27 protein-coding genes, 1 tRNA gene and 1 pseudogene are annotated in these 26146 nt (G+C 60.7%); 23 read left to right on the plus strand and 6 right to left on the minus strand.

The annotated features are described in order from the left end of the window. Positions 1–119 precede the first annotated feature (119 nt). Positions 120–1166, minus strand: coding sequence for a dipeptidase (locus KW403_RS17285; protein ID WP_223020651.1), 1047 nt, complete (start codon positions 1164–1166; stop codon positions 120–122). A 196-nt stretch (positions 1167–1362) separates the two neighbouring features. Between KW403_RS17285 and KW403_RS17290 the strand changes: the two genes are divergently transcribed. Beyond that, positions 1363–1452, plus strand: a tRNA-Ser gene (locus KW403_RS17290). Between the two features lie 236 nt (positions 1453–1688). On the opposite strand, the gene KW403_RS17295 is transcribed toward KW403_RS17290, so the two are convergent. After that, a complete protein-coding gene (locus tag KW403_RS17295) occupies positions 1689–2615 on the minus strand; it encodes a LysR family transcriptional regulator (RefSeq protein ID WP_343224039.1) in 927 nt (308 codons plus the stop codon). 98 nt (positions 2616–2713) lie between these two features. Between KW403_RS17295 and KW403_RS17300 the strand changes: the two genes are divergently transcribed. Beyond that, positions 2714–3313, plus strand: a complete 600-nt coding sequence (locus KW403_RS17300; protein ID WP_223020653.1) for a short chain dehydrogenase — start codon at positions 2714–2716, stop codon at positions 3311–3313. 73 nt (positions 3314–3386) lie between these two features. Next, the gene (locus KW403_RS17305) at positions 3387–3923 is read left to right on the plus strand and encodes a peroxiredoxin-like family protein (RefSeq protein ID WP_223020654.1); all 537 of its coding nucleotides are present in this window, start codon (positions 3387–3389) and stop codon (positions 3921–3923) included. A gap of 77 nt (positions 3924–4000) precedes the next feature. Here KW403_RS17305 and KW403_RS17310 read toward each other — a convergent pair. Beyond that, positions 4001–4937: pseudogene (locus KW403_RS17310) on the minus strand (IS3 family transposase); the annotation flags it as partial. 246 nt (positions 4938–5183) lie between these two features. Between KW403_RS17310 and KW403_RS17315 the strand changes: the two are divergent. Together KW403_RS17315 and KW403_RS17320 are read left to right on the plus strand one after the other, a co-directional pair. Next, the gene (locus KW403_RS17315) at positions 5184–6212 is read left to right on the plus strand and encodes a YHYH protein (protein WP_223020655.1); all 1029 of its coding nucleotides are present in this window, start codon (positions 5184–5186) and stop codon (positions 6210–6212) included. A gap of 12 nt (positions 6213–6224) precedes the next feature. Next, positions 6225–6752: a hypothetical protein gene (locus tag KW403_RS17320; RefSeq protein WP_223020656.1), complete on the plus strand. Its 528-nt coding sequence runs from the start codon at positions 6225–6227 to the stop codon at positions 6750–6752. Between the two features lie 333 nt (positions 6753–7085). Here the strand turns inward: KW403_RS17320 and KW403_RS17325 are convergent, their stop codons facing one another. After that, positions 7086–8000 carry a LysR family transcriptional regulator gene (locus KW403_RS17325; protein ID WP_223020657.1) on the minus strand — a complete coding sequence of 305 codons (915 nt, stop codon included), beginning with the start codon at positions 7998–8000 and terminating at the stop codon, positions 7086–7088. 107 nt (positions 8001–8107) lie between these two features. On the opposite strand from KW403_RS17325, the gene KW403_RS17330 reads away from it, so the two are divergent. The 5 genes from KW403_RS17330 (at position 8108) to KW403_RS17350 (ending at position 11398) form a co-directional block, all read left to right on the plus strand. After that, entirely contained in the window at positions 8108–8815 is a 708-nt protein-coding gene (locus KW403_RS17330; protein WP_223020658.1) for an NAD(P)H-dependent oxidoreductase, read from the plus strand. 39 nt (positions 8816–8854) lie between these two features. Continuing rightward, complete coding sequence (locus KW403_RS17335; RefSeq protein ID WP_223020659.1) at positions 8855–9157, plus strand: DUF1330 domain-containing protein; 303 nt, start codon at positions 8855–8857, stop codon at positions 9155–9157. Positions 9158–9302: 145 nt separating this feature from the next. After that, the gene (locus KW403_RS17340) at positions 9303–9617 is read left to right on the plus strand and encodes a hypothetical protein (protein ID WP_223020660.1); all 315 of its coding nucleotides are present in this window, start codon (positions 9303–9305) and stop codon (positions 9615–9617) included. 18 nt (positions 9618–9635) lie between these two features. After that, positions 9636–10619 (plus strand): LLM class oxidoreductase, encoded by a 984-nt coding sequence (locus KW403_RS17345; protein ID WP_223020661.1) that lies wholly within the window; start codon positions 9636–9638, stop codon positions 10617–10619. Beyond that, positions 10616–11398 carry an SDR family NAD(P)-dependent oxidoreductase gene (locus tag KW403_RS17350; protein WP_223020662.1) on the plus strand — a complete coding sequence of 261 codons (783 nt, stop codon included), beginning with the start codon at positions 10616–10618 and terminating at the stop codon, positions 11396–11398. The genes KW403_RS17345 and KW403_RS17350 overlap by 4 nt, the downstream gene beginning before the upstream one ends. Positions 11399–11403: 5 nt before the next feature. Here the strand turns inward: KW403_RS17350 and KW403_RS17355 are convergent, their stop codons facing one another. After that, positions 11404–12297 carry a LysR family transcriptional regulator gene (locus KW403_RS17355; RefSeq protein WP_223020663.1) on the minus strand — a complete coding sequence of 298 codons (894 nt, stop codon included), beginning with the start codon at positions 12295–12297 and terminating at the stop codon, positions 11404–11406. A gap of 94 nt (positions 12298–12391) precedes the next feature. On the opposite strand from KW403_RS17355, the gene KW403_RS17360 reads away from it, so the two are divergent. The 4 genes from KW403_RS17360 (at position 12392) to KW403_RS17375 (ending at position 14955) form a co-directional block, all read left to right on the plus strand. Next, positions 12392–12700 carry a DUF2218 domain-containing protein gene (locus KW403_RS17360; protein WP_223020664.1) on the plus strand — a complete coding sequence of 103 codons (309 nt, stop codon included), beginning with the start codon at positions 12392–12394 and terminating at the stop codon, positions 12698–12700. A gap of 31 nt (positions 12701–12731) precedes the next feature. Continuing rightward, entirely contained in the window at positions 12732–13208 is a 477-nt protein-coding gene (locus KW403_RS17365; protein WP_246637827.1) for an ester cyclase, read from the plus strand. Between the two features lie 69 nt (positions 13209–13277). Next, entirely contained in the window at positions 13278–14123 is an 846-nt protein-coding gene (locus KW403_RS17370; protein ID WP_223020665.1) for an NAD(P)H-binding protein, read from the plus strand. 217 nt (positions 14124–14340) lie between these two features. Next, complete coding sequence (locus KW403_RS17375; RefSeq protein WP_223020666.1) at positions 14341–14955, plus strand: protein-methionine-sulfoxide reductase heme-binding subunit MsrQ; 615 nt, start codon at positions 14341–14343, stop codon at positions 14953–14955. 420 nt (positions 14956–15375) lie between these two features. On the opposite strand, the gene KW403_RS17380 is transcribed toward KW403_RS17375, so the two are convergent. Then, positions 15376–16245, minus strand: a complete 870-nt coding sequence (locus tag KW403_RS17380; RefSeq protein WP_223020667.1) for a DMT family transporter — start codon at positions 16243–16245, stop codon at positions 15376–15378. A 157-nt stretch (positions 16246–16402) separates the two neighbouring features. Between KW403_RS17380 and KW403_RS17385 the strand changes: the two genes are divergently transcribed. The 9 genes from KW403_RS17385 to KW403_RS17425 all read left to right on the plus strand — a co-directional run bounded on the left by KW403_RS17385 (position 16403) and on the right by KW403_RS17425 (position 26142). Continuing rightward, the gene (locus KW403_RS17385) at positions 16403–17776 is read left to right on the plus strand and encodes an aminotransferase-like domain-containing protein (protein WP_223022628.1); all 1374 of its coding nucleotides are present in this window, start codon (positions 16403–16405) and stop codon (positions 17774–17776) included. A gap of 99 nt (positions 17777–17875) precedes the next feature. Beyond that, entirely contained in the window at positions 17876–18898 is a 1023-nt protein-coding gene (locus KW403_RS17390) for a Bug family tripartite tricarboxylate transporter substrate binding protein (RefSeq protein ID WP_223020668.1), read from the plus strand. Positions 18899–19023: 125 nt separating this feature from the next. After that, positions 19024–20538, plus strand: coding sequence for a tripartite tricarboxylate transporter permease (locus KW403_RS17395; protein WP_223020669.1), 1515 nt, complete (start codon positions 19024–19026; stop codon positions 20536–20538). Then, on the plus strand, positions 20535–21572 hold the full coding sequence (locus KW403_RS17400) for a Gfo/Idh/MocA family protein (protein ID WP_223020670.1): 1038 nt from the start codon (positions 20535–20537) through the stop codon (positions 21570–21572). Before KW403_RS17395 ends, KW403_RS17400 begins: the two co-directional genes overlap by 4 nt. Beyond that, complete coding sequence (locus tag KW403_RS17405; protein ID WP_223020671.1) at positions 21572–22081, plus strand: tripartite tricarboxylate transporter TctB family protein; 510 nt, start codon at positions 21572–21574, stop codon at positions 22079–22081. The genes KW403_RS17400 and KW403_RS17405 overlap by 1 nt, the downstream gene beginning before the upstream one ends. 4 nt (positions 22082–22085) lie before the next feature. Then, complete coding sequence (locus KW403_RS17410) at positions 22086–22925, plus strand: sugar phosphate isomerase/epimerase family protein (RefSeq protein ID WP_223020672.1); 840 nt, start codon at positions 22086–22088, stop codon at positions 22923–22925. Then, entirely contained in the window at positions 22922–24400 is a 1479-nt protein-coding gene (locus KW403_RS17415) for an enolase-like domain-containing protein (protein WP_223020673.1), read from the plus strand. The genes KW403_RS17410 and KW403_RS17415 overlap by 4 nt, the downstream gene beginning before the upstream one ends. Positions 24401–24404: 4 nt before the next feature. Further along, positions 24405–25433, plus strand: coding sequence for an NAD-dependent epimerase/dehydratase family protein (locus tag KW403_RS17420; protein ID WP_223020674.1), 1029 nt, complete (start codon positions 24405–24407; stop codon positions 25431–25433). Continuing rightward, positions 25420–26142, plus strand: a complete 723-nt coding sequence (locus KW403_RS17425) for a TetR/AcrR family transcriptional regulator (protein WP_223020675.1) — start codon at positions 25420–25422, stop codon at positions 26140–26142. The genes KW403_RS17420 and KW403_RS17425 overlap by 14 nt, the downstream gene beginning before the upstream one ends. Positions 26143–26146: the final 4 nt, after the last annotated feature.

Here is a 26146-nt window from a genome sequence, read left to right on the forward strand (position 1 = left end):
CGCGTTCCTGTGTCTGAAGCGTACACGCTTTTTATTGACGGGCAAAAGCGTTCCCAGCAATTGATTGAATGCGGATCCGGATGAAACCCGGTTCCGGTCCGTTCGGAAAATGCTCCAGCTCAGCCGATCGTGCGCTCGAGCACGCGCAGCCAGTTGCGCCAGGCGATTTTCTCGATCAGCTCTTCTCCATAGCCATGCTCGCGCATGGCCATTATGAGATTCGGCAAGCCGGAAACATCTCCGATGGCACGTGGCACCAGTGCGCCGTCGAAATCGGACCCGAGCGCCACTCCGTCTTCGCCAAGGGCTTCCAACATGGCATCCAGATGCCTCAACAGAATGTCGAGATCCGTGTTGGCATTGGTGGCTCCATCCGGGCGCAAAAAACTGACCGAAAAATTGAGCCCTGCCAGTCCGCCTGTTTCTCGGATCGCATGCATCTGCCATTCAATCAGATTGCGTGATTGGGGGCAGATGGCATGAACGTTTGAATGGCTGGCAACGAGCGGCGCATCGCTGATCGCCTGAACGTCTCGAAAACCCTTCTCGTTGAGGTGAGAGAGATCGACCAGGATGCCCAGGCGATTGCACTTGCGGACGAGCGCCTTGCCTGCCTCGCTCAAACCCTCACCGATGTCGGGTGTCGACGGGAAGCGGAACGGAACGCCATGGCCGAAAATGTTGGAACGGCTCCAGACCGGTCCGAGCGAACGCAATCCGGCAGCATAAAGAATGTCTATCAGGTCCAGATCGGGACCGACGGCTTCCGTGCCCTCGATATGAAACACGGCGGCCAGTGCGTCCGAGGCCATCGCCGTGCGAATCGCCGCCGCACTGCGACAGACGGCAAAACGCCCGTCCGATGCGCGTTCCAGCCGCTGCAGTACTGCTGCCATCGCGATGGTGGAAGCCAGCGCATCAGCTTGTCCAAGCGGTGGGAAAGTCACGTCTTGCGGGCGTTTTCCGTCCACTTTCATGTTTGACAGTGGCGGTGGAAAAATCGCGAAGAGCCCCCCCGCCAGTCCACCTTCGCGGGCCCGAGCTAGGTCGATATGCCCTCGATCCGTACCCTGAAGAAAGAGTTGCTCGGCGTCCGGCCTTCCGCTCTGGTACAGCCTCAGAAGCGCGTCATTGTGACCGTCGAAAACGGGAGTTGTGTCTGCCATGAAGAAGCTGCCTTTCGGCACGAATGCGCCGGGTGAGTCTGGGCATCTTTTTTAAGCAAGGCTGGCACGGGAAGCAAATGGCTCAGCTCTGATCCTTCTGCCTCTTTGGGCAATGTCATGGCACAATTCGCAGAGTCTTGAATGGAACGAGTTGACGCCACGCATGACGCGGCTGTAAAAGCCCTCGACAACGACCGGAGGGATGGCCGAGCGGTTGAAGGCACCGGTCTTGAAAACCGGCAGGCGGGTGACCGTCTCGTGGGTTCGAATCCCACTCCCTCCGCCACAAACCATTCGCGAACCCGAGATGAGGTCCCTAACGGGGCTTTTTTCTTTTTGTTTCAAAGGGGTTTAGCGGGGCCATCCGACTTGCGGAGACTGGCCGGTGGCCCGGAATCGGTCTCTGAACGTCCCGCATCTCGCGGCTGACTGACCATGCAAGAAAACGTCTCCTCAGTACACTTCAATTAGGCGCAGAGTTGGTCGCGAGATTCCCTCGTGTCGCGCATTTTGGTGCATGTTTCAGGTCATCTTTGAATTTGCACGCAGGTCCTTGGCGACAAAGTCAATGAATGCGCGCAGCGTCGGCCGGTTCTGACGACCGGACTGGTAAACGATATTGATCGGAGTTGGCGCGGCAGCATTTTGCGGCAGGACCTCGACGAGCGCACCTGTTTCCAGCTCGTTAGAAACGTAGTAGCGCGGCAGGCGAATGATACCAAGCCCGGCAAGGGAAAGCGTCTTGAGGCAAAGGGATTCATTGGCGCGCATGTCGCCCGTCACTTTCACAAAAACCTCCTTGCCACTCACCAGGAATGGCCAGCGTGCCGCTTGTGAGGATACATCTGCGCTCAGACAATTGTGATTTGTCAGATCTTTGGGCTCCTTGGGAGCCCCATACGTTTGCAGATACTTGGGGCTGGCAACAGTGGATATCTGCACCAGACCAACCTTGCGGCCGATCAGGCTTGAATCCGACAGATTCCCTGCTCGCACGGCCACGTCGAACCCTTCTTCGACGATATCAACCATGCGGTTGATCACGCTGACAGAGACGCCCACCCGTGGGTTGGCCTGTTTGAAACGCGCCAAAGTTTCGGGAAGGATGAATTGCCCCAGCATGATTGGCGTGGTCAGGTTGATGTGACCTGTCAGGCTGCGTTCGGTATCTCCGAGCGATTTCAGGTCCTGCACTTCGGCCGTAATATGGCTGAGTTTTTCGAGATAGATCTGCCCCTCGGGCGTCAGGTGCAAAGACCGCGTCGTTCGGTTGACCAGACGCAGATCAGCCCAATCTTCCAACTCGCTGACCTGTCGACTGACCGCAGAGGGGACGATGCCCAAGGCATCCGCTGCGCGGCTGAAGCTGCCAAGCTCGGCGACTTTCTGGAAAACGATGAAGGAACGAAGAAGATCCATGAACTGCCTCACCTGGTGTAGACAATTCATCAGAATAAATGAAAAGTCATTTCAGATCGAGGTTATTTTTCTTCACAAGTGAGCATCTTAAGTCTTGGGCATCGAAACGCACTCTAAGGAACGAAGCCATGAAAATCCTTCTTATCGGCGCCACTGGCACAATCGGCAAAGCCATCGCAACCGAACTCAAAGATCACGACGTTCTGGCCGTCGGCAACAGCAGCGGCGACTATCAGGTTGACCTGAACGACAACGTTTCGATCGAAGCGCTGTTTGACAAGACCGGCAAGGTTGACGCCGTCATCTCGACCGCGGGTTCCATCGTCTTCGCCCCGGTCAAGGACCTGACCGAAGCACAATACAACGAGGCGGTCGCGGGTAAGCTGACCAACCATCTGAACCTGTTTCGCATTGCCCAGAACTACATCACCGAGGGCGGCAGCTTCACCCTGACATCGGGCGATCTGGCCCAGAACCCGATGCCCGGCGGGGCGGCTGTAAGCATGGTCAACGGCGCGCTGGATTCGTTTGCCAAAGCAGCGGCTCTGGAAACCGGAAAAGCCCTGCGCGTCAACACGGTAAGCCCGCATTTCGTCAAGGAAACCATGGAAATGATGGGCATGGACAGCACTTCTGGCATCTCAGCTGCTGACACTGCCAAGGCCTACCGCCACGCGGTGGAAAGCACCGAAAGCGGCCAGATATTCGACGTTCCGAACTACGTCTAAGCCGATCCCAGGACACGAAACGGACCGGTGCAGGACTTCCGCGCCGGTCTCTATGACCCAAAAGGACGTTCCCATGTCAACGACGACCAAACTTGCTGCTGGCGGGACATTTCCCGACATCACCCTGCCCAAACTGCGCGGTGGCACCCTGCGGCTGACGCAACCTGAGAACGGCCATGACTGGCGCATGGTTGTCGTCTATCGGGGCAAACACTGCCCGATCTGCACACGCTACCTCCGCGAGTTAAACACGCATCTGCCTGCGCTCAATGCCATCGGCATCGACCTTGTCGCCATCTCGGGCGATCCCGAGGAGAAAGCCCTTGATCAGATGGATCTGGCCCATCCGGACTATGACATTGGCTATGGGCTGACCCTCGATCAGATGCGCGCACTGGGGTTGTATATCTCGCACCCGCGCAGCCCGCAGGAGACCGACCGTCCCTTTGCCGAACCTGCCGTTTTCGTGATCAACGCGGATGGCAACTTGCAGGTCACAGAGATTGCCAACGGGCCGTTTGTCCGTCCTGATCTGGAGCTTTTGGTCGGCGGGCTGAAATTCATTCGCAACCCGGACAACGACTACCCGGTGCGCGGCACCCACGTGTAACGCCGCAACCGCCCTGCCGCCCAAGGAAAGACGACAGCCATGACGCAGCATCCGATCATTGATTAGCCCTAAGTTTTCTAGACACCCTCGGTCTTCATTTTCTGCTGCCGTTCGAACCCTACGGGTGACAGGTTCCCGTTCCTGACATGCTTGCGCTTCGGGTTGTAGGACATCTCGACGTAATCGAACGCATCCTGCCGGGCCTCGACGCGGGTCTTTTAGGTTCGACGCAGTATCCGCTCCCGCTTGAGCAGGCTGAAGAAACTCTCGGCGACGGCGTTATCAGGGCAGTTTCCGCGCCGGCTCACAGAGTGTTCCAGCTTGTGAGCCCGGAGGAATGACGCCCAGTCCATGCTGGTGAACTGGGAACCCTGATCCGAGTGGATCAGCACCTTGTGCTTTGGCTTCCTCCTCCACACCGCCATCAACAATGCCTGCAGGACCAGCTCCGTCGTCTGGCGGCTCTGCATCGACCATCCGACGACGCGGCGGGAATAGAGGTCGATCACGACAGTCAGATAGGCAAAGCCTTCCAGTGTCCTGGTATAGGTGATGTCAGTGACCCAGATCCGGCCCGGCGCATCCACATCGAACTGTCGGTCCAGTGAGTTGTCGACGACCAATGCGGCTTCCCACCATAGCTTCCCACCATAACTTCCCGGCCGGCACTTGTAGCCGATCTGAGCCTTGATACCTGCCAAACTGGCGAGACGTGCAACGCGGTTCGGTCTGGCGGACGTCTTCCTTCGCCCGCGTGCGCCGCTCGGATGGATGCGCAGGCACCGGCACATAGTCCGCACCGAAAACAGCGGACGAAGCTCGGCGACGAACGCGTATCTCACCTTGCATCCTTGGCGAAATACGCGGTCGCATTTTCAGGATGTCGCGCTCCTCGATGACCCTCGCCAGTTCGAGCTTCAACCGTCTGATCTCGGCGTCCCTGTCATCGCCGCCAGGTGGCTGAGAGAACTTCCTCTTCCACGCGTAGAGCGAGTGCGGACTGACGCCCAGCCGCCTCGGCTACCGATCGTCGCCGGCTGGCCAGACCGATGAGCCGCATGTCTGGGCTGTCGTTTGTCATTTCGGACGCGGGATCCGCGGCGCTCTGGCTGCTGCGGGACCGCTGTTGGCAGGCGGGAGAGCCTTTTACAGGAGGCGCATGACCGCGGGAAATCACATCATCGCTCTTGGAATGCCGAGAAAACGACCTACCATAAAAGGCGTCGGACGGCCTTAAGTGAAAAGCAGGAGTTATCCCGGATGCCCAACAAAGCCCTTTACGCCACCGCAGCCGCGTCAGTGGTGGCGGCCTTTTCCGTGGTGCAATATGCTGGCACGGACGTGCATGCACAAGGGCCGGTCAATACCTCCGACGCCGTGGAAGCCGCAAACTGGGCAGACAACGTGACCATCACGATCAGCGAAGCACGCGACAGTTTCCGCTTTGAATCCGACGGCATTCCCAGTCACGGTTTTGCCGAGCAATATCTGATACCTTCCAATCCGATGGACCAGCCCTTTTCCAACAAACCGGCCGAGTTCTTCAAAGTGGTCAATTCCGACGAATACTTTCAGGCCACGCCTGTCGACACCACGATCACGACGTTGCCGACCTATGTTCAGGACGTCACCGATACGACCCTTGGCCGCATCGGCGTGGCCATCACCGGGGCACAGATCTTCAACGACTACGAAGACCCGAACCGTAGTGTCGTGGCGAAGGACGATCAGGCCATCCACGACCATGTGGCATTTCTGGATGAATGCAACGGCCATACACTGGTGGATGGCACCAGCTATCACTATCACGGCATACCAGTCTGCATCACTGCCGAGATGGACCAAGAAGGCGCGCATTCGCAGATGATCGGCGTCTTGGCCGATGGCTTTCCGGTCTATGGCAACAATGGCGAAGGCGGCGCTGTCGTCACGAATGCCGATCTCGACGAATGCTCCGGCCACACCGGCGCGACGCCCGAGTTTCCCGACGGCATCTATCACTACCACCTGACCGCCGACGAAGCGCCCTATATGATCAATTGCTATCACGGCGAAGTCCCCGAGGACGTGGTTGCAGCCGGCGGAGGGCAGCCTGATCTCGGTGCGGTGGCAACCCAGTTGGGTGTGACGGAAGAGGCTCTGAGGGACGCACTTGGCACCGCGGTTCCCCCGGATTTCGCCGCTGCTGCCGACGCGCTCGGCGTCAGCGAAGAGGACCTGCGAGGCGCGCTGCCCGGTGGTCCTGGTGGCCCCGATGGCCCCGGCGGGGCGGGCCGGCAAGGCGGCTGAGGCAAGGCACCAATGGAAAAACTGGCATATGCCGTGATCGGGGCGTCGTTTGGCGTCGCCCTGATGGCTATTCTGCCCTTGGTCCAAGGGGGCGACACGCCTCCACTCCAATCCGTCAACGCGATGGAGATGACCTCAGACACAAACAGCCCCGCAACGGCGCGCATGCAAATGAACGCCATGGCGGAGCATAGCCACCCCCCGCGTGAAGTTGCCCCGGACGGGCCGGTGCCCAGTGTCACCCACCTGATGTTTCCTGACGTGATGGATGGCTACAATGTGCAAATCCTGCCGGTCAACTTCGCCTTCACCCCGGCGGACATTAACCGCGAGGTGCAGGACAACGAAGGCCACGCCCACATCTACGTCAATGGCATGAAGATCAGCCGGGTCTATGGGCAATGGTTTCACCTGCCCGCCAAGTTGTTGAAGCCCGGCCTGAACGAGGTAACCGTCACCCTTAACGCCAACGACCACAGCGAATGGGCGCTCGATGGCGTGCCAATATCCTCCACGTTCCAGGTGAAGGTCGCAAACTGAAGGGTTGGTGGTCGAACCGTTGCATCCACGATAGCGTCTGTCGGAAGCCACCCAACGCGGCCCGCTGGCGAGATGCGCGGTTTGGTCCTTCCCGCTCCAGCCGCATTTCGGCGCGAACCGCATCGCCACCTGGGTGCGAGGTTCCCATCCGCGAACACGACGAATGCCTTGACCCTCAAGCATCTCGCCGACCCCAACAGCAGCGACACCGACATTCCGACCGAAGCCTGCTTCTGAGCCCCCGGAACTCCATGAACAATGGCGCTACCGCGGCGGCGGTCGCGAATGATTGTTCAGGGAGGATGTGGAGACGCATCGCTCCAGCGCGAGAAACTAAGGCTTTGTCTGATCGAGCGCGAACCCCCGCCCCAAACGCATGATCAGGAAGTCGATGAAGAGCCGGGTTTTGGGAGTGAGCACGTTCGAGCGCGGATAGACCAACCAAAGCACAGACCGGTCGTTCAGCCGCCACTCGGGGAGGACGTGAACCAATCGGCCGGAGCGGATCTCATGCGCGGCACTCCAAAGCGAGTTTATCGACAAGCCCGCACCCGCGATGGTCGCCTCGCGTTGCGCGTCACCGTCATCCACAATGGTTCGGCAAACCATCTGCGCGGGGTTCAGCTCCGCCAGCGCGCCGTCGCCGTCGATCAGTTCCCTTACGTTCAGATTGCTCCAAGCGATGAACCGGTGCCCCGCCAGCTCAGAAATGGTCCTGGGTGTGCCATTTGTCGCAAGATAGGCCGGCGAGGCGCAAAGTACGCGCGTGTCATCCGCCAGCTTTCGCCCCTTGAGGCTGCTGTCGGCCAAAGGGGCGCTGCGCAGCGCGAGATCGAAGCTGCCTTCAATGGCATCGACCTGCTTGTCGGACAGGCGAAGATCCAGAATGAGGTCGGGATAGAGAGCCTGAAACTCAGGCAAAAGGGGCATGATGTGCAATTGCGCGAAACTGCTGGGCGCGGCAAAGCGCAGGGTACCCTTCGCCGCCGTTTCCGATCCGCCGAGGGCTGCGCGCGCCGCGTCCGCCTGTGCGAGAATTTCGCGCGCATAAGGCAGGAAATCCGTTCCCTCAAGCGACAGGGATACCCTTCGGGTGGTGCGGCGCAACAACTCGACGCCCAGCTCGTTCTCCAGCTTTGCAAGGCGGGCGCTCGCAACCGCCGGTGCAAGACCCAGATCGCGCCCGGCGGCGCTGATGTTGAGCCGTTCGGCGGCCATCACAAACAGGCGCAGACTGGCAGTGTCCATCTAATTATATCCAAAAACCAAAAACTGAACTCCTATTTGAGGCGATTTCATCTGTCATGGCAAGGAATATATGGAGGGTAACAAACACGAAATCCTTGGACCAAGCCATGAACGCAATCACCAAAATCACCCCCGACATCCAGACGCAGATCATCGAAGCCTTCAATTTCCGTCATGCCACCAAGGTTTTCGACGCCGAACGCAAGATCGACGCAGCCGCGTTCCAGACGATCCTGGAAGCCGCGCGCCTGTCACCCACGTCGTTCGGTCACGAGCCCTTCAAGGTTCTGGTCATCCAGACGCCGGAGAAACGTGAGTTGTTCCGCGAATATTCCTGGGGAGCGAATGGCATGATGAGCGGCTCCACCGGCCAATTGGGAACGGCGAGCCATTTCGGCATCATCCTCGCCAGCACCGCCCAGACGATGACGGCCGGGTCGGACTATCTGCAAGATCACTACCGCAACGTCAAAAACCTGCCGGATGAAGTGATCGAGATCTTCAATGGCGCCTATGGCAAGTTCCAGGCGACCGACCACGACATCACCACCGACCGCCAGATCTCCGACTGGGCGGGCAAGCAGGCTTATATCGTTCTCGCCAACATGATGACAGCCGGGGCTCTCATGGGCATAGACAGCTGCCCGATCGAGGGCTTCGACATGGCTCGGACCACGGAGACGTTGAGAGACCATTTCGGCGTCGATACCGCCAGCTGGAAGCCGGCGGTGATGTTCGCCTTCGGCTACCGGGCCAAGGATCCGGAATTCCCGAAGACCCGCCGCACCATGGCGCAAACCGTCAGCTGGTTCTGACGCGCATACTCACTTCCATCCAGAAAACTAGTCTTTCATATGAGCTACTATTCCGTTCTTGACGTCACCCCGACCGCTGACGACTGGATCCCCGGCTACCTGCCCACCGCCAACGCGCGTGTCGCGACACATGGCGGCAGGTATCTGGCACGCACGGCGTCCCACGAACAGGTGGAAGGCGACGAACAGCCGGCCGCACTCCGCATCATCATCGAATGGCCATCGAAGGCAAATGCCGAGGCCTTCATGGCCGACGAGGCCTATGCCCCACACCTGGCGGCACGGACCGACGGCTCGGTCAGCCACCACTACCTGATCGAAGGCAAGGACGACCTTGCCTAAATGAACGGGCCCGCCCGGAGACAATCCGGCCGGGCCCGGGTTCACCAAAAAAAACGCGATGTCGTCCACCGGGACGGGCAGTTGTTAGGTCCGCGAACCGGGGCGGCGAGCGTTCGAGATCGACGCCGGCCGGATCTCCGGCACCGTGCCTTCCGGAACCGATCGCCACGAGGTCATGTTGACGGCTCTCAGGGCGAAAAACACCTCGGGCGGCTTCGAAACCGACACATTCGCCTTTGCCGAGGCACCCTCGAAGGTCACCAGTTTCGGTGCTCGCGGCGATCAGCACGGATTCGATGACGGCGAGTTGACGGGGCCTTGGCGTCAGGCCCTCGGTGCGCAAGAGGTGGTCTTTTCAACATCCACGACAATCTTGGGCGTTCGTCGGTCGCGCATGGTGCCATCCAGCGCGACGATGATCAGCAAGAGCATCGAAAGCCGGGCGCTGGCACAGTTTTGAGGTAGACGGAGAGAAACCATGCTGAACAATTCCGGGACCCGGAGCTTCGAGAGCATGAACCGGGCCTATAACGCGGTGTTCCGCCCCGGGGGGCTGAGCATCGGGCTGGTGGTGCCGCTGGACACGCATGGCCAGGACCCGGTTCCCGACCTGACCCGCCATATCGAGCGGGCCCGATTGGCTGATGCTTTGGGCTTTGCAGCGCTGTGGCTGCGCGATGTGCCATTCAACGTGCCGTCCTTCGGCGATGCGGGGCAGGTCTTTGATCCCTTCGTCTATCTGGCTGCGCTGGCGATGGCTACGCAGGACATTGCACTCGGGGTGGCCAGCGTGGTGCTGCCGCTGCGGCATCCCGCGCATGTGGCCAAGGCCGCCGCCTCGGCCGATGTGCTGTCAGGCGGGCGGTTGCTCCTGGGCGTTGCTTCCGGAGATCGGCCCGAGGAATATCCGGCGCTGAACATGTCCTTTCCAGACCGCGGTGCCCGGTTTCGCGACAGCATGGACTATATTCGCGCAATGGCCGAAGATTATCCGCGCATCGCCACGGCGCAGGGCATTCTGTCGGGAGACATCGACATGCTGCCGAAACCGGTCGCCGGGCGCTTGCCGCTGCTGGTTACCGGCGGCAGCCGCCAATCGCCGGAGTGGGTAGCGCAAAACGGCGACGGCTGGATGACCTATCCGCGCGATGCCGCCGAGCAGGGCAGGGTGGTCGCCAACTATCGTTTGCGCCTCGCCGAGGCCGGGCTGCGGGACAAGCCGGTGATGCAGTCGCTCTATGTGGATCTTGTCGTTCCGCCCAATACCCCGCCACGCCCGATCCACCTGGGTTTCAGATCTGGAACGGATTTCCTGCGGCGCTATCTGAGTGAGCTGCGCGACCTCGGCATCAACCATGTCGCCTTGAATCTGCGCTTCAACGGCGCCGATATAGAAGACACGATGCATCGCCTGGCCGGAGCGCTGCTGCCAGACTTCTCCAATGCAGAGGACGTATCATGACCAAAACCATTCTTTTAACCGGTGCAACCGATGGCATCGGGCTTCTGACGGCCCGGACGCTGGCGGCCGAGGGGCACAAGATCCTTCTGCACGGGCGAAGCGCCGACAAGCTGGCGGTCGCCGCGCGTGAAGTCGGCGGCAGCCCCGAAACATATCTTGCAGATCTGTCAAGGCTGGACGAGGTGCGCGCGCTGGCCGCGGCGATCCGCAAGCGTCACGACAGGCTGGATGTCCTGATCAACAATGCGGGCGTCTTCAAGACATCGCAGACACGAACGGAGCAGGGGCTAGACCTTCGCTTCGTGGTGAACACCCTCGCTCCCTTGTTGCTGACGCAGGCTCTGCTGCCGATCATCCCCGTCGATGGCCGCGTCGTGAACCTGTCTTCAGCAGCCCAGGCGCCGGTTGATCTTCGCGCCCTGCGCGGCGCAGTTGCGCTGGACCACATGGGGGCCTATGCGCAAAGCAAGCTGGCCCTCACCATCTGGACGCAGGACATGGCCCGGCAACACCCGGACGGGCCGGTCTTTGTCGCCGTGAATCCCGGCTCGATGCTGGCCTCGAAGATGGTGAAGGAAGGCTTCGGTGTGGCGGGCAACGACCTGCGGATCGGCGCCGACATCCTGCGCCGGGCCGCCCTGTCGGAGGAGTTTGCCGATGCTTCGGGGCAGTATTTCGACAATGACAGCGGGCGGTTCGCCGTGTCTCACCAGGCGACGGCAGACAAAGGTGCGGTCGCCGAGCTCATGGCCGCACTCGAGGAACTTCTCGCCGCCTGAGCCGATCACGCCATCAACGCGCTGCGGTCAGCGAGGAAATGATCGATCAAACGACGGGTCAGCGCCTTTTGCGGGCCACTGTCCGGCCAGACGGCGTGGATGCCCAGGACCGGAAGAGACCAATCCGGAAGAACCCGGACCAGTTCTCCCGATGCGATCTCGTCCGCGACCTCGCTGAGCGGCAGGGCTCGCAGGCCAAGACCCGCGACGACGGCGGATTTAGCCGAAGCGATCGTGTCCACCTCGAGCCGGACCTTCTCTGGCTCGAAAGTGACGGATTCGTCCTTGCCGATGAGGGTGATGCGGTCGCCGATCGTGGTGACGCCGATAAAATCGAGAGCTGCGAGTTCCGCGACGGCTCCGGGCCATTGCCGCCCGGCCATGTAGTCGCGCGAAGCGACGAGAACCCGACCGAAATCGCCGATGCGCCGGCTCTTCAGGCTGCTGTCCGCCAGCGTCCCCAGCCGGATTGCCAGATCGAACCCATCCCCGATCAGATCGGCCGGCGCGTCGCTGCTGTGCAGGGTGATTGCGACCATCGGGTGCTGCTTGACGAAGCTCCAGAGCGCCTGCCGGAGGCGGGTTCGTTCGCCGAAGGCCGGCAACGCGATCCGAAGGGATCCAACCGGCTCGCCGCTGGTCGCACTGAGCGCATCGAGCGCCTCTTCCCCGGCGGCAACCATGCGGCGGGCGGCGTCGAGCGCCATACGGCCTTCCGGCGTCAGCGACATCGACCGGGTCGAACGGAAGAAGAGAGCGACGCCAAGCCTCGCCTCGAGCCGGGAGAGATGATGACTGACCACAGATGTCGATAGTTTCAGCCGCCGACCTGCGGCACTCAGGCTTCCCGTGTCGGCGATCGCGACGAAGAGAGCCAGGTTGCGGTAGTCGTCGATCATCTTTCCATCTTGTAGAAGAGTAATTCTCGAAAACTCCACCTAATCGAAAGAAGGCGACTGGTCTATCTGTTTTTCAGACCACCGGAGAAAGCCAATGCCCACAACCATCGCGACGATCACCACCGCCCGCGCAAGCATCTACTTGCAGCAACTTTGCAAGCATTTCGGCCACAAGGTGCCCGTGACGTTCACGACCACCGACGGAAGCATCACGTTGCCGTTCGGGACCTGTGACCTGACCGCGAACGGCGATACGCTGACCCTCAGCGTGACCGGCGAAGTCGACGCCCTCGACCGTTTGCAGCACGTGATCGCCGATCACCTCCTCCGATTTGCGTTCCGGGAAAATCCGGAAATCCGGTGGCGTTCAGCGTCCGGAGAAAATCACGCCGCTACCGTCTGAGCCTGACAGAAGCCCTCGTCACGAAAAGGAAATGACCGTGACCCTCAAGACCCTCATCGCGTCCGCCGCGCTGGCCATGGCTGCTACCGGTGCCTTTGCCGACGATACCGCCAGCGTGACTGCGTTTTACGACCTGTTGAGCAATCCGGGCAGCGCGGAGGAGATTGCCGCCTTTCAGGCCGCGACCGCCGACACCTGGGAAAGTGTCGGCGACTATTCCGGCGCAACCAAATCGCGCGATGCCTTCCTGGGCCAGATGGGCGGCTTCGGCCAACTCATTCCCGACCTGAACTGGCAGATCGAGGCGATGCACCAGGATGGCAATTTCGTCACGGTGCGCAGCCGCGCCACCGGCACACCGGTTGCCCAGTTCTTTGGTGTCGACGGGCAAGGCCGCAGCTTTGACATCATGACGATCGACATCCACGAGATGCAGGACGGTGTCATTGCCCGGTCCTGGCACGTCGAGGATTGGGCGGGCGCGCTGCGCCAACTCTCGAGCCGATAAGGCGATCAATCGAAAAGACGCCGGCGCCTTCGGATGCCGGCGCACGATTTCAAGGGAAGGATCAATAAAATGACCATCGCCGTCACTGCCGTTTCCGGACAACTCGGGCGCGAGATCGCCAGGAACCTGATCGCAATGCCCGAGGCCGGGCCGGTTATAGGGCTCGCACGAACGCCCGAACGCTCGCAGGACCTGGGCATCGAGGTCCGCGCCGGGGACTATGACAAGCCCGATGAACTTGCGGCAGCGCTCGCCGGAGTCGACACGGTTCTATTGGTCTCGGGCATGGCCGCGCCGGACGCGCGTATAGGCCAGCACCGCAACGTGATCACCGCCGCGAAAGCCGCAGGAGTGAAAAAGATCGTCTATACCAGCATCCAAGGGATGGAGCAGGGAACCGCCTTTTCGCCCGTCGTGCAAAGCAACCGCCAGACCGAGGCCGACATTCGCGCCAGCGGACTGATCTGGGCCATCGGGCGGAACGGCATCTATATCGAGCCGGATGTCGACTATATCGACATCTACCGCGCAAAGGGCGAGATTGCCAACAGCGCGGGCGATGGCAAATGTGGGTATACGACACGGCCCGAACTCGGCTTTGCCTATGCAAGGCTGCTGACACGTCCGGAATTTGACGGAAAGGTCGTCGACCTGCACGGCACGTCGATCACGCAGATCGAACTGGCCGAGCATCTGAACGCCACTTTCGGCACAAGTCTGACCTATCGCCGCATGACATCCGAAGAATATGTCGCTGACCGGACCGCCGAACTTGGTCCGTTCTTCGGGCCGATCATCGGCGGGATCTACGACGGAATACGTCTCGGCGCCTTTCACAAGCCCGGCGATTTCGAGGCGGTCGCGGGCCGCCCGCATGTGACCTGGAACGACTACTTCTGGTCGCTGAAGGCGTGATCCGCAGCCTGCCCGCCATGAGAAGACCGGAGATCTCCATGACATCTGCCCAACCGTCGTCCAAGTCCCGCTCCAGCGGGCTTGAGCGGGTGTTCCTGGCACTGCTGTTCGTGCCGCGCTTTCGCGACACCTTCTTTCGCTTCAAGAACGCTCGTGACCCCGGCGGAAACGCCGCGTTGCGGTGTAGAGAGCGGACAACCTGAACCGGAGACCTCCCATGAAAGCGCTAACAACGTTTCTGAACCATCCCTACGCATTCTGGGTGTTGCTCAGCCTGCCCGTTATCCCGATGCTGCTCGGCCTGGGTTCGGGCGATCTCGAGGCGGTCAGGAACGTCCTGCACCCGTCTGGAGAATTCGCGGCACGGTTCATGATCATTTCGATGATGATCACGCCACTCATGATGCTGTTCAAGGATTGGCGCTGGCCGCGCTGGCTGATGAAGCGCCGCCGCTATCTGGGGGTTGCCGCCTTCGGCTACGCGGCGCTGCACACCGTTCTCTATCTGGTCGACGAGGGCGTGGTCGCCTTTACTGGCAGCGAATTGTCGAAGCTCTATATCTGGACCGGCTGGCTGGCCTTCCTCATCCTGGTGCCGCTTGCCGTCACGTCGACGGATGGCTGGGTCCGCAAGCTGGGATCGACCTGGAAGTCACTGCAACGGCTTGTCTATGCCGCCGCCGTCCTGACACTGCTCCACTGGGCGGCGCTGCATGACTGGGGCGGCATCGGGCCGGCGCTGGTTCACTTTGGCCCGCTTGCCCTGCTTGAGGCCTATCGTGTCTGGTGGAAGATGAACCGTCGCAGGATGCGCGCCGGGCAGTCTGCCTGAACCAGCGCCGACCTCAGACGCCGTCCAGGCGGCCGTGCCGGATGGGAGACCAAGTCGGACAGGTCAGGTCGGATCCGCGGGCGGTTGGGCCGCAGCGCCCCGGTGACCGGGCCGGTGCGGGCACGTCCGGGTAGCGTCCGGGCAACGTCCGGGCAAGGGCGGACAGCCGACCTACGTTGCGGCCGCTTCCGTTTGCTCGGCGAGCGCATTCTTGTACCACGCCCGCTTCGTGAAACAGACAGCTGTCCGCCGCTTGCGCCAGGTCGTGCTGACGGCGATGCTTCCATGCAAGTTGTGTTCGGCCTGTTTTGGAGACACGCGCTCGCACCCGCTGATGCGCTATCCAACAAGGCGCCTGCATTCAGCTTGACGTCTCAGGGGAGCTCTCTGAAGGGAAAGGGCCCGGGGCTTCCCACCACGTCAGGCAAACCTCTTCGCAAACGCCACGAAAATGACGATCAGCCCGGTGGCGGCGATCATGGTCACTTCGATGGGCTCGTCCAACAGAATGCCCGCGAGACAGAGACCGAAGAACGGTTGGAGCAGTTGCAACTGTCCGACGCCCGCTATGCCGCCCAAGGCAAGCCCGCGATACCAGAACACAAAGCCCACCAGCATGGAAAAGATGGACACGTAGGCGAGGCTCAGCCAAGCAGGTGCCGTAATGCTCTCCCATGAGGAGGGAAGGGTTAAAAGCGACAGCACCAGCATCATGGGAGCCGAGAGAACAAGCGCCCACGAAATAACCTGCCATCCGCCCAGACGACGTGACAGTCTTGCGCCTTCCGCATAGCCAAGACCGCACAGAATGATCGCTGCAATCATCAGAAAATCACCGGTGAGCGATCTTGCCCCGCCATTGGAAAGCGCGAAGACGGCCACTGTTACGCTTCCCATGCAGGAAAACAGCCAGAACATCGGTTTCGGCCGCTCTCCACCACGCAGAACGCCGAATATGGCTGTCGCGAGCGGCAACAATCCGATGAAGACCATCGAGTGCGCAGACGTAACATGCTGAAGCGCGAGCGCTGTCAACAACGGAAACCCGATCACAACCCCAGCCGAAACGACCACAAGAGACAAGACATCTGAAGGCTGCGGCCGCGCCTGCCGCAAACTTGCGAGCAGGGCAGCGCCGAGCAGCGCCGCAATGACTGCTCGCGCTGATGTCAGAAACAGCGGCGAAAAGTCCGCCACCGCGACCCGCGTTGCAGGCAGCGAACCGCTGAAGATGACAATGCCGAAGAAGCCGCTGCCCCAGCCTGCAACCGATGTTTCTGCTTTTTCCATCTTACCTCGCTTTCCGTCACAGCCATAGGCAATTCTCTGTGGTGCCGGCAGCTACAAACCATTACAATTTCTTGAAATCGTATTGATCAAAAGGGCCACACAGTTGAGCGGTAGGCAGCAGAATTTCAGTGCAAAGGGCGCGCGTACTTTGGATGTGATGAAGGCGATCCGGGGAAAAATCGCGAACCGCGCACTCGGCCCAGGGGACAGGCTGCCGTCAATCCGGGCTTTTGCGAAAACCATGCAGGTTTCCCCCTCCACGGTCGTCGAAGCCTATGACCGGCTCGCGGCGGACGGGGATATTCGCGCCAAGCGGGGTTCGGGGTTCTACGTATCCACCACCGCCCTGCCACCACTGACACTGGCGGAGGATCTGCCTCGAACGGAGCGTGCCGTCGATCCTTTCTGGGTGTCTCGCCAGTCGCTTGATGCTGACCCTACGACTGTCAAACCCGGCTGCGGCTGGCTTCCGGCGGATTGGATGCCCCATGAGGACTTGCGTCGCGCATTGAGGAACGTCGCCAGGGGAGAGGGGCCGGTTTTATCGGATTATGGTAGCACCCGCGGCTCGATTGCGCTGCGTCGTCTCCTGATGGGGCGCTTTGCCGACGAAGGTATCGAAGTATTTTCCGAGCAGCTCATGCTGGCAGGATCTGGCACGCAAGCGGTGGATCTCGTGTGTCGCTTCTTTCTTCGGCCCGGCGATACCGTTCTGGTCGATGATCCCTGCTACTTCAACTTTCGAGCCCTGTTGCGCGCGCACCAAGTGAAGGTTGTCAGCGTTCCCTATACCCGCTCGGGACCGGATATTCCTTCCTTTGAGGCAACGCTCGCTGCGGAACGTCCGCGCCTCTATCTCACCAACTCGGCACTTCACAATCCCACGGGGGCGACGCTCTCCGCGAATACGGCACATCGTTTGCTCAATGAAGCTGCTGCCCATGATCTGATTATTGTCGAAGACGACATCTTCGCAGATTTCGAGCCCGAACCTTCAGTGAGATTGGCGGCATTGGACGGGCTCAACCGCGTGATCCGTATAGGCAGTTTTTCCAAGACGCTCTCGGCATCGGCACGCTGCGGCTATATCGCCGCCCGGCCAGACTGGATCGCTGACCTTGTGGACCTGCAGGTAGCGACCAGTTTTGGAGGTCCGAGCCCGGTGGCGGCGCAGTTGATCAGCGGTGTTTTGGCGAGTGGAAGCTATCGCAAGCACATGGAAGGGTTGCGCCGACGCCTTGCGGGCGCAAGGCAGAAAACCGTCGACACGCTGCGCCCCCTCGGCATCGAACCCTGGCTGATGCCACGCGGGGGCTTCTACCTCTGGTGCCGGTTGCCAGACGGTTACGATTCCGCCGACGTGGCGCGCACGAGCCTGGCCAAAGGTGTTGTTCTTGCGCCGGGGAACGTGTTCAGCGCTTCGCAGACTGCGACCAGTTTCATGCGCTTCAACGTTGCCCACTGTGATGACCCGATCGTCGCGGAAATTCTCCAACAATCCCTTCAAAGGTGCGCTCCCAGCAGCCTTTGAAGCACGGGCAGAAGCGTGCCCGACGGCCACAAAAGCCCTTGACAGAAAGTTAAAACACGTCACTAATTATCTAACTGTTTGTTTAATTAGGGGAACAAAATGAAGAGCAAAAAACTTGCCAAAAGCTGGATTTCTGCGGCTTTCGCAGCGTCTGCATTTCTTGCCGTGCCAGCCATTGCCGAGGAGTGGAAGCCGACCGAGCCCGTGACGATCATCGTTCCGTGGTCCGCCGGGGGGTCCACGGACACGGTCACTCGCGTTGTTGCCGGCGAACTCAGCAAGGCCTTCGGCCAGAACTTCGTGATCATCAATCAGCCGGGTGCATCGGGCTCCGTCGGCACCCGTGCGGTCTGGGAGGCCCCGCACGACGGCATGACCATGGCCGCGGGCGCAGCCGCCGATCTCGGCGCCTATCCGGTTTTCGGAACCCTGGATGCGACGCTTGATCAATGGCGGCTTTATCTCCATGTGGCCAATCCGGGCCTCGTGTCGGTGCGCGCCGACAGCGAATGGGAGAACTTTGGCGATCTTCTGGAAGCCATGAAGTCGGCGAGCGAGCCGATCACGGTTTCCTCGGGCGGACTTTCCTCCGCCACCGCCATCTCCATGCAGGCGCTCGAAAAGGCCGCATCAGGCATCAAGTTTCGCCAGATCGTCTATGAGGGCGGCAATCCTGCCGTGATCTCGACGGTGTCGGGTGAAACGCAGTTTACGGCCCAGACGGCAACGGAGCAGGTGGACATGATCCGCGCCGGGCGGCTCAAGCCTCTCGCGGTGATTGCCGATCAGCCGCTCGAGCTTCAGGGCTATGGCACGGTTCCGCCGGTGACCGACTGGTTGCCAGAGGTGGCCAGCGCACCCAACTTCTTCGGTATTTTTATCCCCGCCGATGCACCCAAAGAGGTGCTCGACGCGATGGACAAGGTGTGGAGTGAGGAGATCGCCAACTCCGAGGTGATGAAGAAGCATGCCGCCGAGCGCGGCGCGCTCTTCAAGGCGACCCATGGTGAAGAGGCGGCGAAGACAGCGCTTCCTTTCCTCTCGATCAATGCCTGGCAACAGTTCGACAGCGGCGCTGCGCCGAACGATCCGAGCAAGTTCGGCATTCCGCGCCCCGAATAGGCAGGAATTGTGGCTCCCCTTGCTGAGAGGCGGGGGAGCTCTTAACGCTTCGCCTAAAACCAATCGGAAGGTTTGCGCTGCCAGTTTCCTGGCCGCGCTGACCCCTTCTGTCGACAAGCATGGCCATGGACGGACTAAATCATTTCCTGGGCGCGATCGCCGAGATCGGGTTTTCCGCGCAGATCATCGTTGTTTTCTGGGCCACGCTCCTCGGCATCACCGTGGGCATGATCCCGGGCCTGACGGCGACGTTGGGCGTCGCGCTGGTGACGACGCTGACCTTCACAATGGAGCAAAACACGGCGATTCTCGTCCTGATCTGCGTTTATATCGGCGCGATCTATGGCGGCGGGCGCACGGCCATTTTGCTCAACATCCCCGGGACGCCGGCCAATGCCGCTTCCGCTCTTGAAGGTTTTCCACTGGCCCGGAAAGGGCGGGCAGGCGAGGCGATGGCGGTGGCCACTACGGGTTCGTTTCTGGGCTCGGTCGTCGGCATGGTGGGGCTGGCGCTGGTCGCGCCCTGGCTTGCTGAGTTCGCGCTTGATTTCACCTCCTTCGAATTCTTCTGGCTTGCCGTCTTCGGCATTGTCCTTTGTGGCCAGCTCACGGCCATGGACGACGCGCTGAAAGGCTGGATCGCCGGCTTTTTCGGTCTGCTTGTCGCCATGGTCGGACAGGAGAGCATTCACGCCTATGCCCGCTTTTCCTACGGCATTCGGGACCTTGAAGGCGGGTTTGGCCTTTTGCCGGTGCTTGTCGGCGCATTTGGTTGCACGGAAGTCTTCATCGTCATGCGGCAGGAAGCCACCCGCGCCGTTGCCGGCAAGGTGACGGGAGTTTTCCATTCCGCGCTGTCTTCCTTCGGCCACGCGCGCACCTGGTTGCGGTCCGGCTTTATCGGCACGTTCATGGGCGTGGTTCCAGGTGTCGGCGAGGATATGGGCGCTTGGGTTTCCTACGCTGCCGCAAAACGTGCGTCCAAACGCAAGGAAGAATATGGGCAGGGATCGACCGAGGGGCTGCTCGCCGCAGAGACCGGAAACAACGCCGCCGTGCCCGGCGCGCTGATCCCGGTTCTGACGCTTGCCATCCCCGGGTCCGCGCCGGCGGCAGTTCTTCTGGCAGCCATGATCATCCATGGTCTCCGGCCCGGTCCCCTGATCATGATCACGCAGGCCGACTTCTTCTATTCGGTCGTGGCCATGGTGTTCTGGGCAAGCTGCGCCATGCTGATATTGGGACTGCTTCTCACGCGGCCGCTGTTGCTTATCCTGAAGGTGCGGCGCGAATGGCTGATGGGCATCATCTTCGTCTTGTGCACCGTTGGCGCTTTCGCCATCGCCGGCCGCATTTTTGATGTCTGGGTCATGATCGGCTTCGGTCTGATCGGATTCCTGATGCGTGAGGCGGGCTTCCCGGTCGCTCCCATGATCCTTGGTGTCGTGCTCGGTCCGATCCTCGACAACAATCTGCGCCGCAGCCTCGCATTGACGCAAGGCGATCCGATTCCCTTTGTGACGCGCCCGATAAGCGCGGTGATCGCGACACTGGTTTTCCTCATCATCATTTTCAGCCTGCCGCCGGTACGTCGCCGCGTCGCCAGCTTGCGCACCCGCTTTATGGGAGGTGAGCGATGAGCGTGAAAAATGTACTCCTTTGCGGTTTCGGTGCATTCGGCGCGCAGCATGCAGCTGCCTGGCGGCAGAGCACGACTGCTCCGTGCCTTTATGTCAGCGATCCCGACCCTGCCGCCCGTGACAGGGCGCTTGCTGTCGGCCTCGAGCATGTGGCGGAGGATCCCTCCGTCTATCTGGACCGTGTCGATCTCGTTGACATTGTCACGCCGCCACGCCTGCACCTGCCCGTCGCGCTGACAGCTCTTGGGCGCGGCAAACACGTTTTCATCGAGAAGCCGGCCGTGACATCGCTGGATGAGGGGCGGCGGCTGATGGCTGCGGTGGAGACTTCGGGCTGCGCTGTCCAGATCGGTTTCGTTCTGCGCTGTCATCCGCTCGTCGAAAAGGCGAGGGGGATTCTTGCATCCGGAGACATCGGTCGCCTGCTTGCGGTAGAAGGCCATTTTTCCGGCTGGAAGCGGATGCGTGATGATTCCACCATCCTTGAGAACGACGGTGTGCACTTCCTCGATCTCATGCGCCATCTGGCCGGTGTTCCCGTGCGGTCGGTCGCGGCCCGTGGATCAAGCCTTCTCGGCGCTCCGAAAAACGATGACATCCGCATCGACCTGACTTTCGGAGAAGGCATAAGCGGCAATCTGCGGCTCGGCATTCTTGCCTGCGGTGAGGTGGAAGACGGTTTCATGCCGGGAGCGGTGACCACAAAGCGGCTGCGGCTGATTGGCGATGCCGGCAACATCGTCATCGATTTCAATCGCAACACGCTGATGCAGGCGCAGGTCTCCTATATGCCCAAATCGGGCGGCTGGAATGTGGTTCCCGGCGCGATGACGACCGAACAGGTGATCGGGGTCACTCCCCTATCTCTTCTGGCGAAGAGCTTCGATCAGTTCGTATCCGCGATCGAAAGCGGCGGGCCGACCCTGTGCAGCGCCGATGAGGGGGCTTTGGAGATGGCATCGCTTCTCGAAGCCATCGACCAGGCGCTTCTGCAAAAGCCGCTTCCGCAGATCGCACTAGAGAAGGGAACGTGATGATGCGTACCATGAACAGGACCGATTTCCTTTCCGGCCTCGTTGTGGCGGCGTTGGGCGCGGCGGGACTGGTCGAAGCTCTGCGGATGCCGCGTTTCGAGGCGCGTGGTGCGGATCCCTTCACCGTGCCAGGTCTCACGCCGGGTCTTCTGAGCGCGATTTTATGCGTGCTGGGTGTCGTGCTTGTGCTGCGCGGCATGTCGGGCAGGGTTTTGTCCGAAAGTGCGCGACCCAGCATCACGCAATGGACCCGCGCCAGTGCAATCCGGACGCTCTTCACCATCGTGATGGTGCTTTTGTATGGCACGCTTCTGTTCGGCCGCATGCCCTTCTTCCACGCCACCGCGCTTTTCGTTTTTGTGTTTACTGTCGGGGCAGAGCTGATCGATACCGAACGACGCCTGCCAGCCTGGAAACTTTTGATAGGCGGGCTTTTGCTTGCCTGCAGCGCGGCTTACGCGATCGATTTCGTGTTCACCGATCTCTTTCTCGTTCGGTTGCCGGGGTGACGCAATGAAGCTTTCTCTCTGCAACGAAGTATTGCGTGATCTTTCCTTCGAGGTTCAGTGCCGGCTGGCTGCCGCTCTGCGGTATGACGGGCTCGAGATCGCGCCCTTCACCCTGTCGGACGAGCCTGCCTCCATTTCCGCTGCCGAGCGCCGGCGTCTGCGCACAATAGCCGTCGATCACGGGCTTGAGGTCACGGGTCTGCATTGGCTTTTGACAGCGCCGAAAGGGCTCTCCTTGACAAGCGACGACCCCGCTGTGGCGGCCCGCACGCGCGATCACATGCTGGCCATGATCGAACTGTGCTCCGATCTTGGTGGACGTGTCCTCATCCATGGTTCGCCCGGGCAGCGCCAACTCCAGGACGCTGCTTCGCCGGAGCGAGCGCGCGAGATCGCCACGGCGCATCTCGCTGCCGCAGGAGAGGCGGCGGCACAAGCCGGCGTTCTGTATTGCATCGAACCATTGGCACCCTCCATGGACGATTTCGTCAATACGGTTGCCGACGCGGTGAAGCTGGTCGAAACCATTGGATCGCCCGGCTTTGCGACCATGCTCGACACCTATGCGGCGGTGGGCGGCGAAGCCGAGCCAGCAGAAGCGGTTCTGGACCGATTTCTGCCCGGCGGCCATGTACGCCACATTCATTTCAACGACCGCTCGAAGCGTGGGCCGGGGCTCGGTGATGACCGGTTTGCACCAATCATCGATTGCCTCGTCCGGCATGACTATGACGGCGTGATCGCCGTGGAGCCATTTGACTACCACCCCGATGGGCCAACGGCGGCTGCCTTTGCCGCGGGGTATGTCCGGGGACTTTTTGAAATGCGGAAGGAACGCTCATGAGCACGGCCAGACTCAAGATCATCGGTGGCCGCATCGGCATTGCCAATGCATTTGCGCGCATGCCGTTCCGCTTCGGTGTCGTAACGATGGAAGCTGCAGCCAGCGCCACATTGGAGCTTGAGGTTTTCGTCAATGGTCAGCCTGTTCTCGGCTACGCCTCTGATCTTCTCGCCTACAAATGGTTCGACAAGCGGCCGGAAAAGACACCGGCCGACAATGTCGCAGACCTGCTCTGGGTGATCGAGGAGGCGCTGACCGTTGCGAGTGCCCTGTCGGAGGGTTCTGTCTTCTCGTTGTGGCGGCAGCTCGACGAAGAGGTTGATCGGCGGGCGGTTGCCGCCGGTTTCAACCGGCTCGGCGCGTCCTTCGGTGTTTCCATGGTGGAGCGCGCCGTGATCGATGCGCTGGGACGGGCGACCGGTCAGAGCTTTTTCGACATGGTGCGCAACAATGCTTTTGGTATTGAGGGCGGCGCGGTCTTCCCCGAGCTTGCGGGTCTGCTGCCAGCGTCAATCCTTTCCGAAAAGCCGCTGGAGCGCATCGCGTTACGCCACACGGTTGGTCTGGTCGACCCGATCGAGGCGCAAGATATCGCTTCGGCGGATCGGCTTGATGATGGACTGCCTGAAACGCTCGCCGATTACATCGAACAGGATGATCTCAGCTATCTCAAGATCAAGATTGCGGGCGACCCGGCCTCGGATATGGCGCGGCTTGAGCGCATTGCATCGGTGATGGAACGAACCGGCAGGACATTCGCATTGACGCTCGACGGCAATGAACAATATAGCCGGCTTGAGGATTTCGCGGCGCTGATGGACGCCATCCGCCGCAATCCGGCGCTTGGGCATTTCTATCAATCGATTCTTTTTGTCGAGCAGCCTTTGGAACGCTCGGTCGCGCTTTCGGCCCCTCTCGATCCTCACGCCCTCAAGACAATCGGAAAACCGCTCCTGATCGATGAAGCCGATGGCTGGACGCGCGCCTTTCATGAGGCGATCGCGCTTGGCTATCACGGCGTGAGCCACAAGAATTGCAAGGGCGTAATACGGTCCTTGTTAAACGCGATGATCGCGGCCGAGCGCAATCGCGTGGCAGGGCAGGGCACCTACTTCCAGTCGGCAGAAGATCTGACCTGCCTGCCGGTGGTTTCCCTGCAGGCCGATCTTGCTGTCGTGGCTGCGCTTGGGATCACTCATGTGGAGCGCAATGGCCACCATTATTTCCGAGGCCTGGAGCATCTGCCCGCCAGCGAGGCGGAAGCAGCGCTGGCTGCCCATCCCGACCTCTATCGACGCGAGGGGGCTTCCATTGTCACCGCCATCAATGGCGGCACCCTCGACATCGCCTCATTGCAGGTCCCCGGCATGGGATTTGCCTGCCTTCCGAATCTCAGCCAGCGCACCCGCGCTGCCGACTGGACTTTCGATAGCCTCAACAAAAGCGATGCCGGACATGCCGGCACAGGAGAATGAGACCATGACCCGATCACTGCCAGACGCCATACTGGATGAAGCCCAGCTCGAAGACATGCTGTCGCGGCCTAGCGAGCGTCTTGTATCCGTTCTCTCCCAGCTCGATGGTGACATCACGATCCTGGGCGTAGGTGGCAAGATGGGCCCGACGCTGGCGCGTATGGCCAAGCGTGCCGCGCCTCACAAGAGGGTTATCGGCGTCGCAAGATTCTCGGAACCGGGGCTCAAGGAAAAGCTGGAAGGCTGGGGCATCGAAACCGTTTCCTGCGATCTTCTCGATCGCGAAGCGGTGGAGGGCCTGGAGAAAACCGAAAACGTGATTTTCATGGCGGGTCGCAAATTCGGGTCCAGCGGCAATCAGGGGCTGACCTGGGCCATGAATGTTCATGTGCCCGCAATTGTCGCCGAGGCGTTCAAGGCGTCGCGCATCGTCGCCTTCTCGACGGCCTGCGTTTATCCGTTCGTCAACATCACCGAGCAGGGGGCACGTGAGGATGTGGTGCTCGATCCTCCAGGCGAATATGCCAATTCCTGCGTGGGACGCGAGCGCATGTTCGAGCATTTCGCAAGCGTGCATGGCACGCGCGTGGCGCTCATCCGTCTCTCCTACGCAATCGATCTGCGCTATGGCGTCTTGCATGACGTTGCAAGCGCGGTCCAGCAGGGCGAGCCCGTGCAGATCGACAGCGGCCATTGCAATGTCATCTGGCAGGGGGATGCGAATGACATTGCGTTGCAGTCTCTGGCGCATGCGGATAACCCGCCTTTCGTGCTCAATCTTTCCGGCCCTGAACTGGTGAATGTGCGCAACCTTGCGCGGAAGTTCGGCGAATTCCTCGATAAGGAGCCAGTTCTCGAAGGCTCCGAACAGGAGCGGGCATGGATCGTGGACACCAGTCTGCAGCAAAAACTCTTCGGTTATCCCTCAGTGCCGCTGCCGCGGCTGGTAGAGTGGACGGCAAAATGGATGAAAGAGGGCGGTCGCTCACTTGGCAAACCGACCCATTTCGAGGTTCGCGATGGAAAATACTGATCGGCCATCGGCCGGCGTTGAGGCAGGCAGGAAAGACGCTTCAAAGAAGGGGCAGAAGGCGACGCGCGATGCAGCGGCAACACGCGCCCGGATTCTGAACGCGGCCTCAAAAGAGTTTGCGAAGAAGGGTCTCAAGGGAACGCGCATCGACGCGATCGCCAAACGCGCCCGCTGCAACAAGGCTTTGATCTACCACTATTTCGGGAACAAGGAGGCCCTGTTCAGCACGGTTCTGGAGAGGAACTACGAGGCCATTCGTACGGCTGAGCGGCAACTGGATCTGGCCCACCGCGAACCTGTGGCGGCCATGCGGGAACTCATCGGATTCTCTTTCGACTATGTGAGCGCGCATCCGGAATTCATATCGCTCATCAACGACGAGAACATGCACGGAGGCGTGCATGTGGCGCACTCGGCCAAGGCGCGTGACCTGAACAGCCCGCTCGTCGCGATGATCGATACGATCCTGGAACGAGGACAGGAGGAAGAAAAGTTCCGCTCCGGGGTCGATCCCGTACAGCTCTACATATCAATCGCAAGCATCTGCTACTTCTTCATTGCCAACCGGTCCACATTGTCAGCGATCTTCGGGCTGCCAAAGACACCCGAGGTGCTTGCGCAGCGCCGCGAGCACGTGATCGAGGTCATTCTGGGCTATCTCCGCCCGGACGCCGACGGACAGGACCTGCCTTCCACCCCGAAGGCCTGACGAC

Origin of the sequence: Nitratireductor kimnyeongensis, from assembly GCF_019891395.1 — a bacterium.
Lineage (GTDB): Bacteria > Pseudomonadota > Alphaproteobacteria > Rhizobiales > Rhizobiaceae > Nitratireductor > Nitratireductor kimnyeongensis.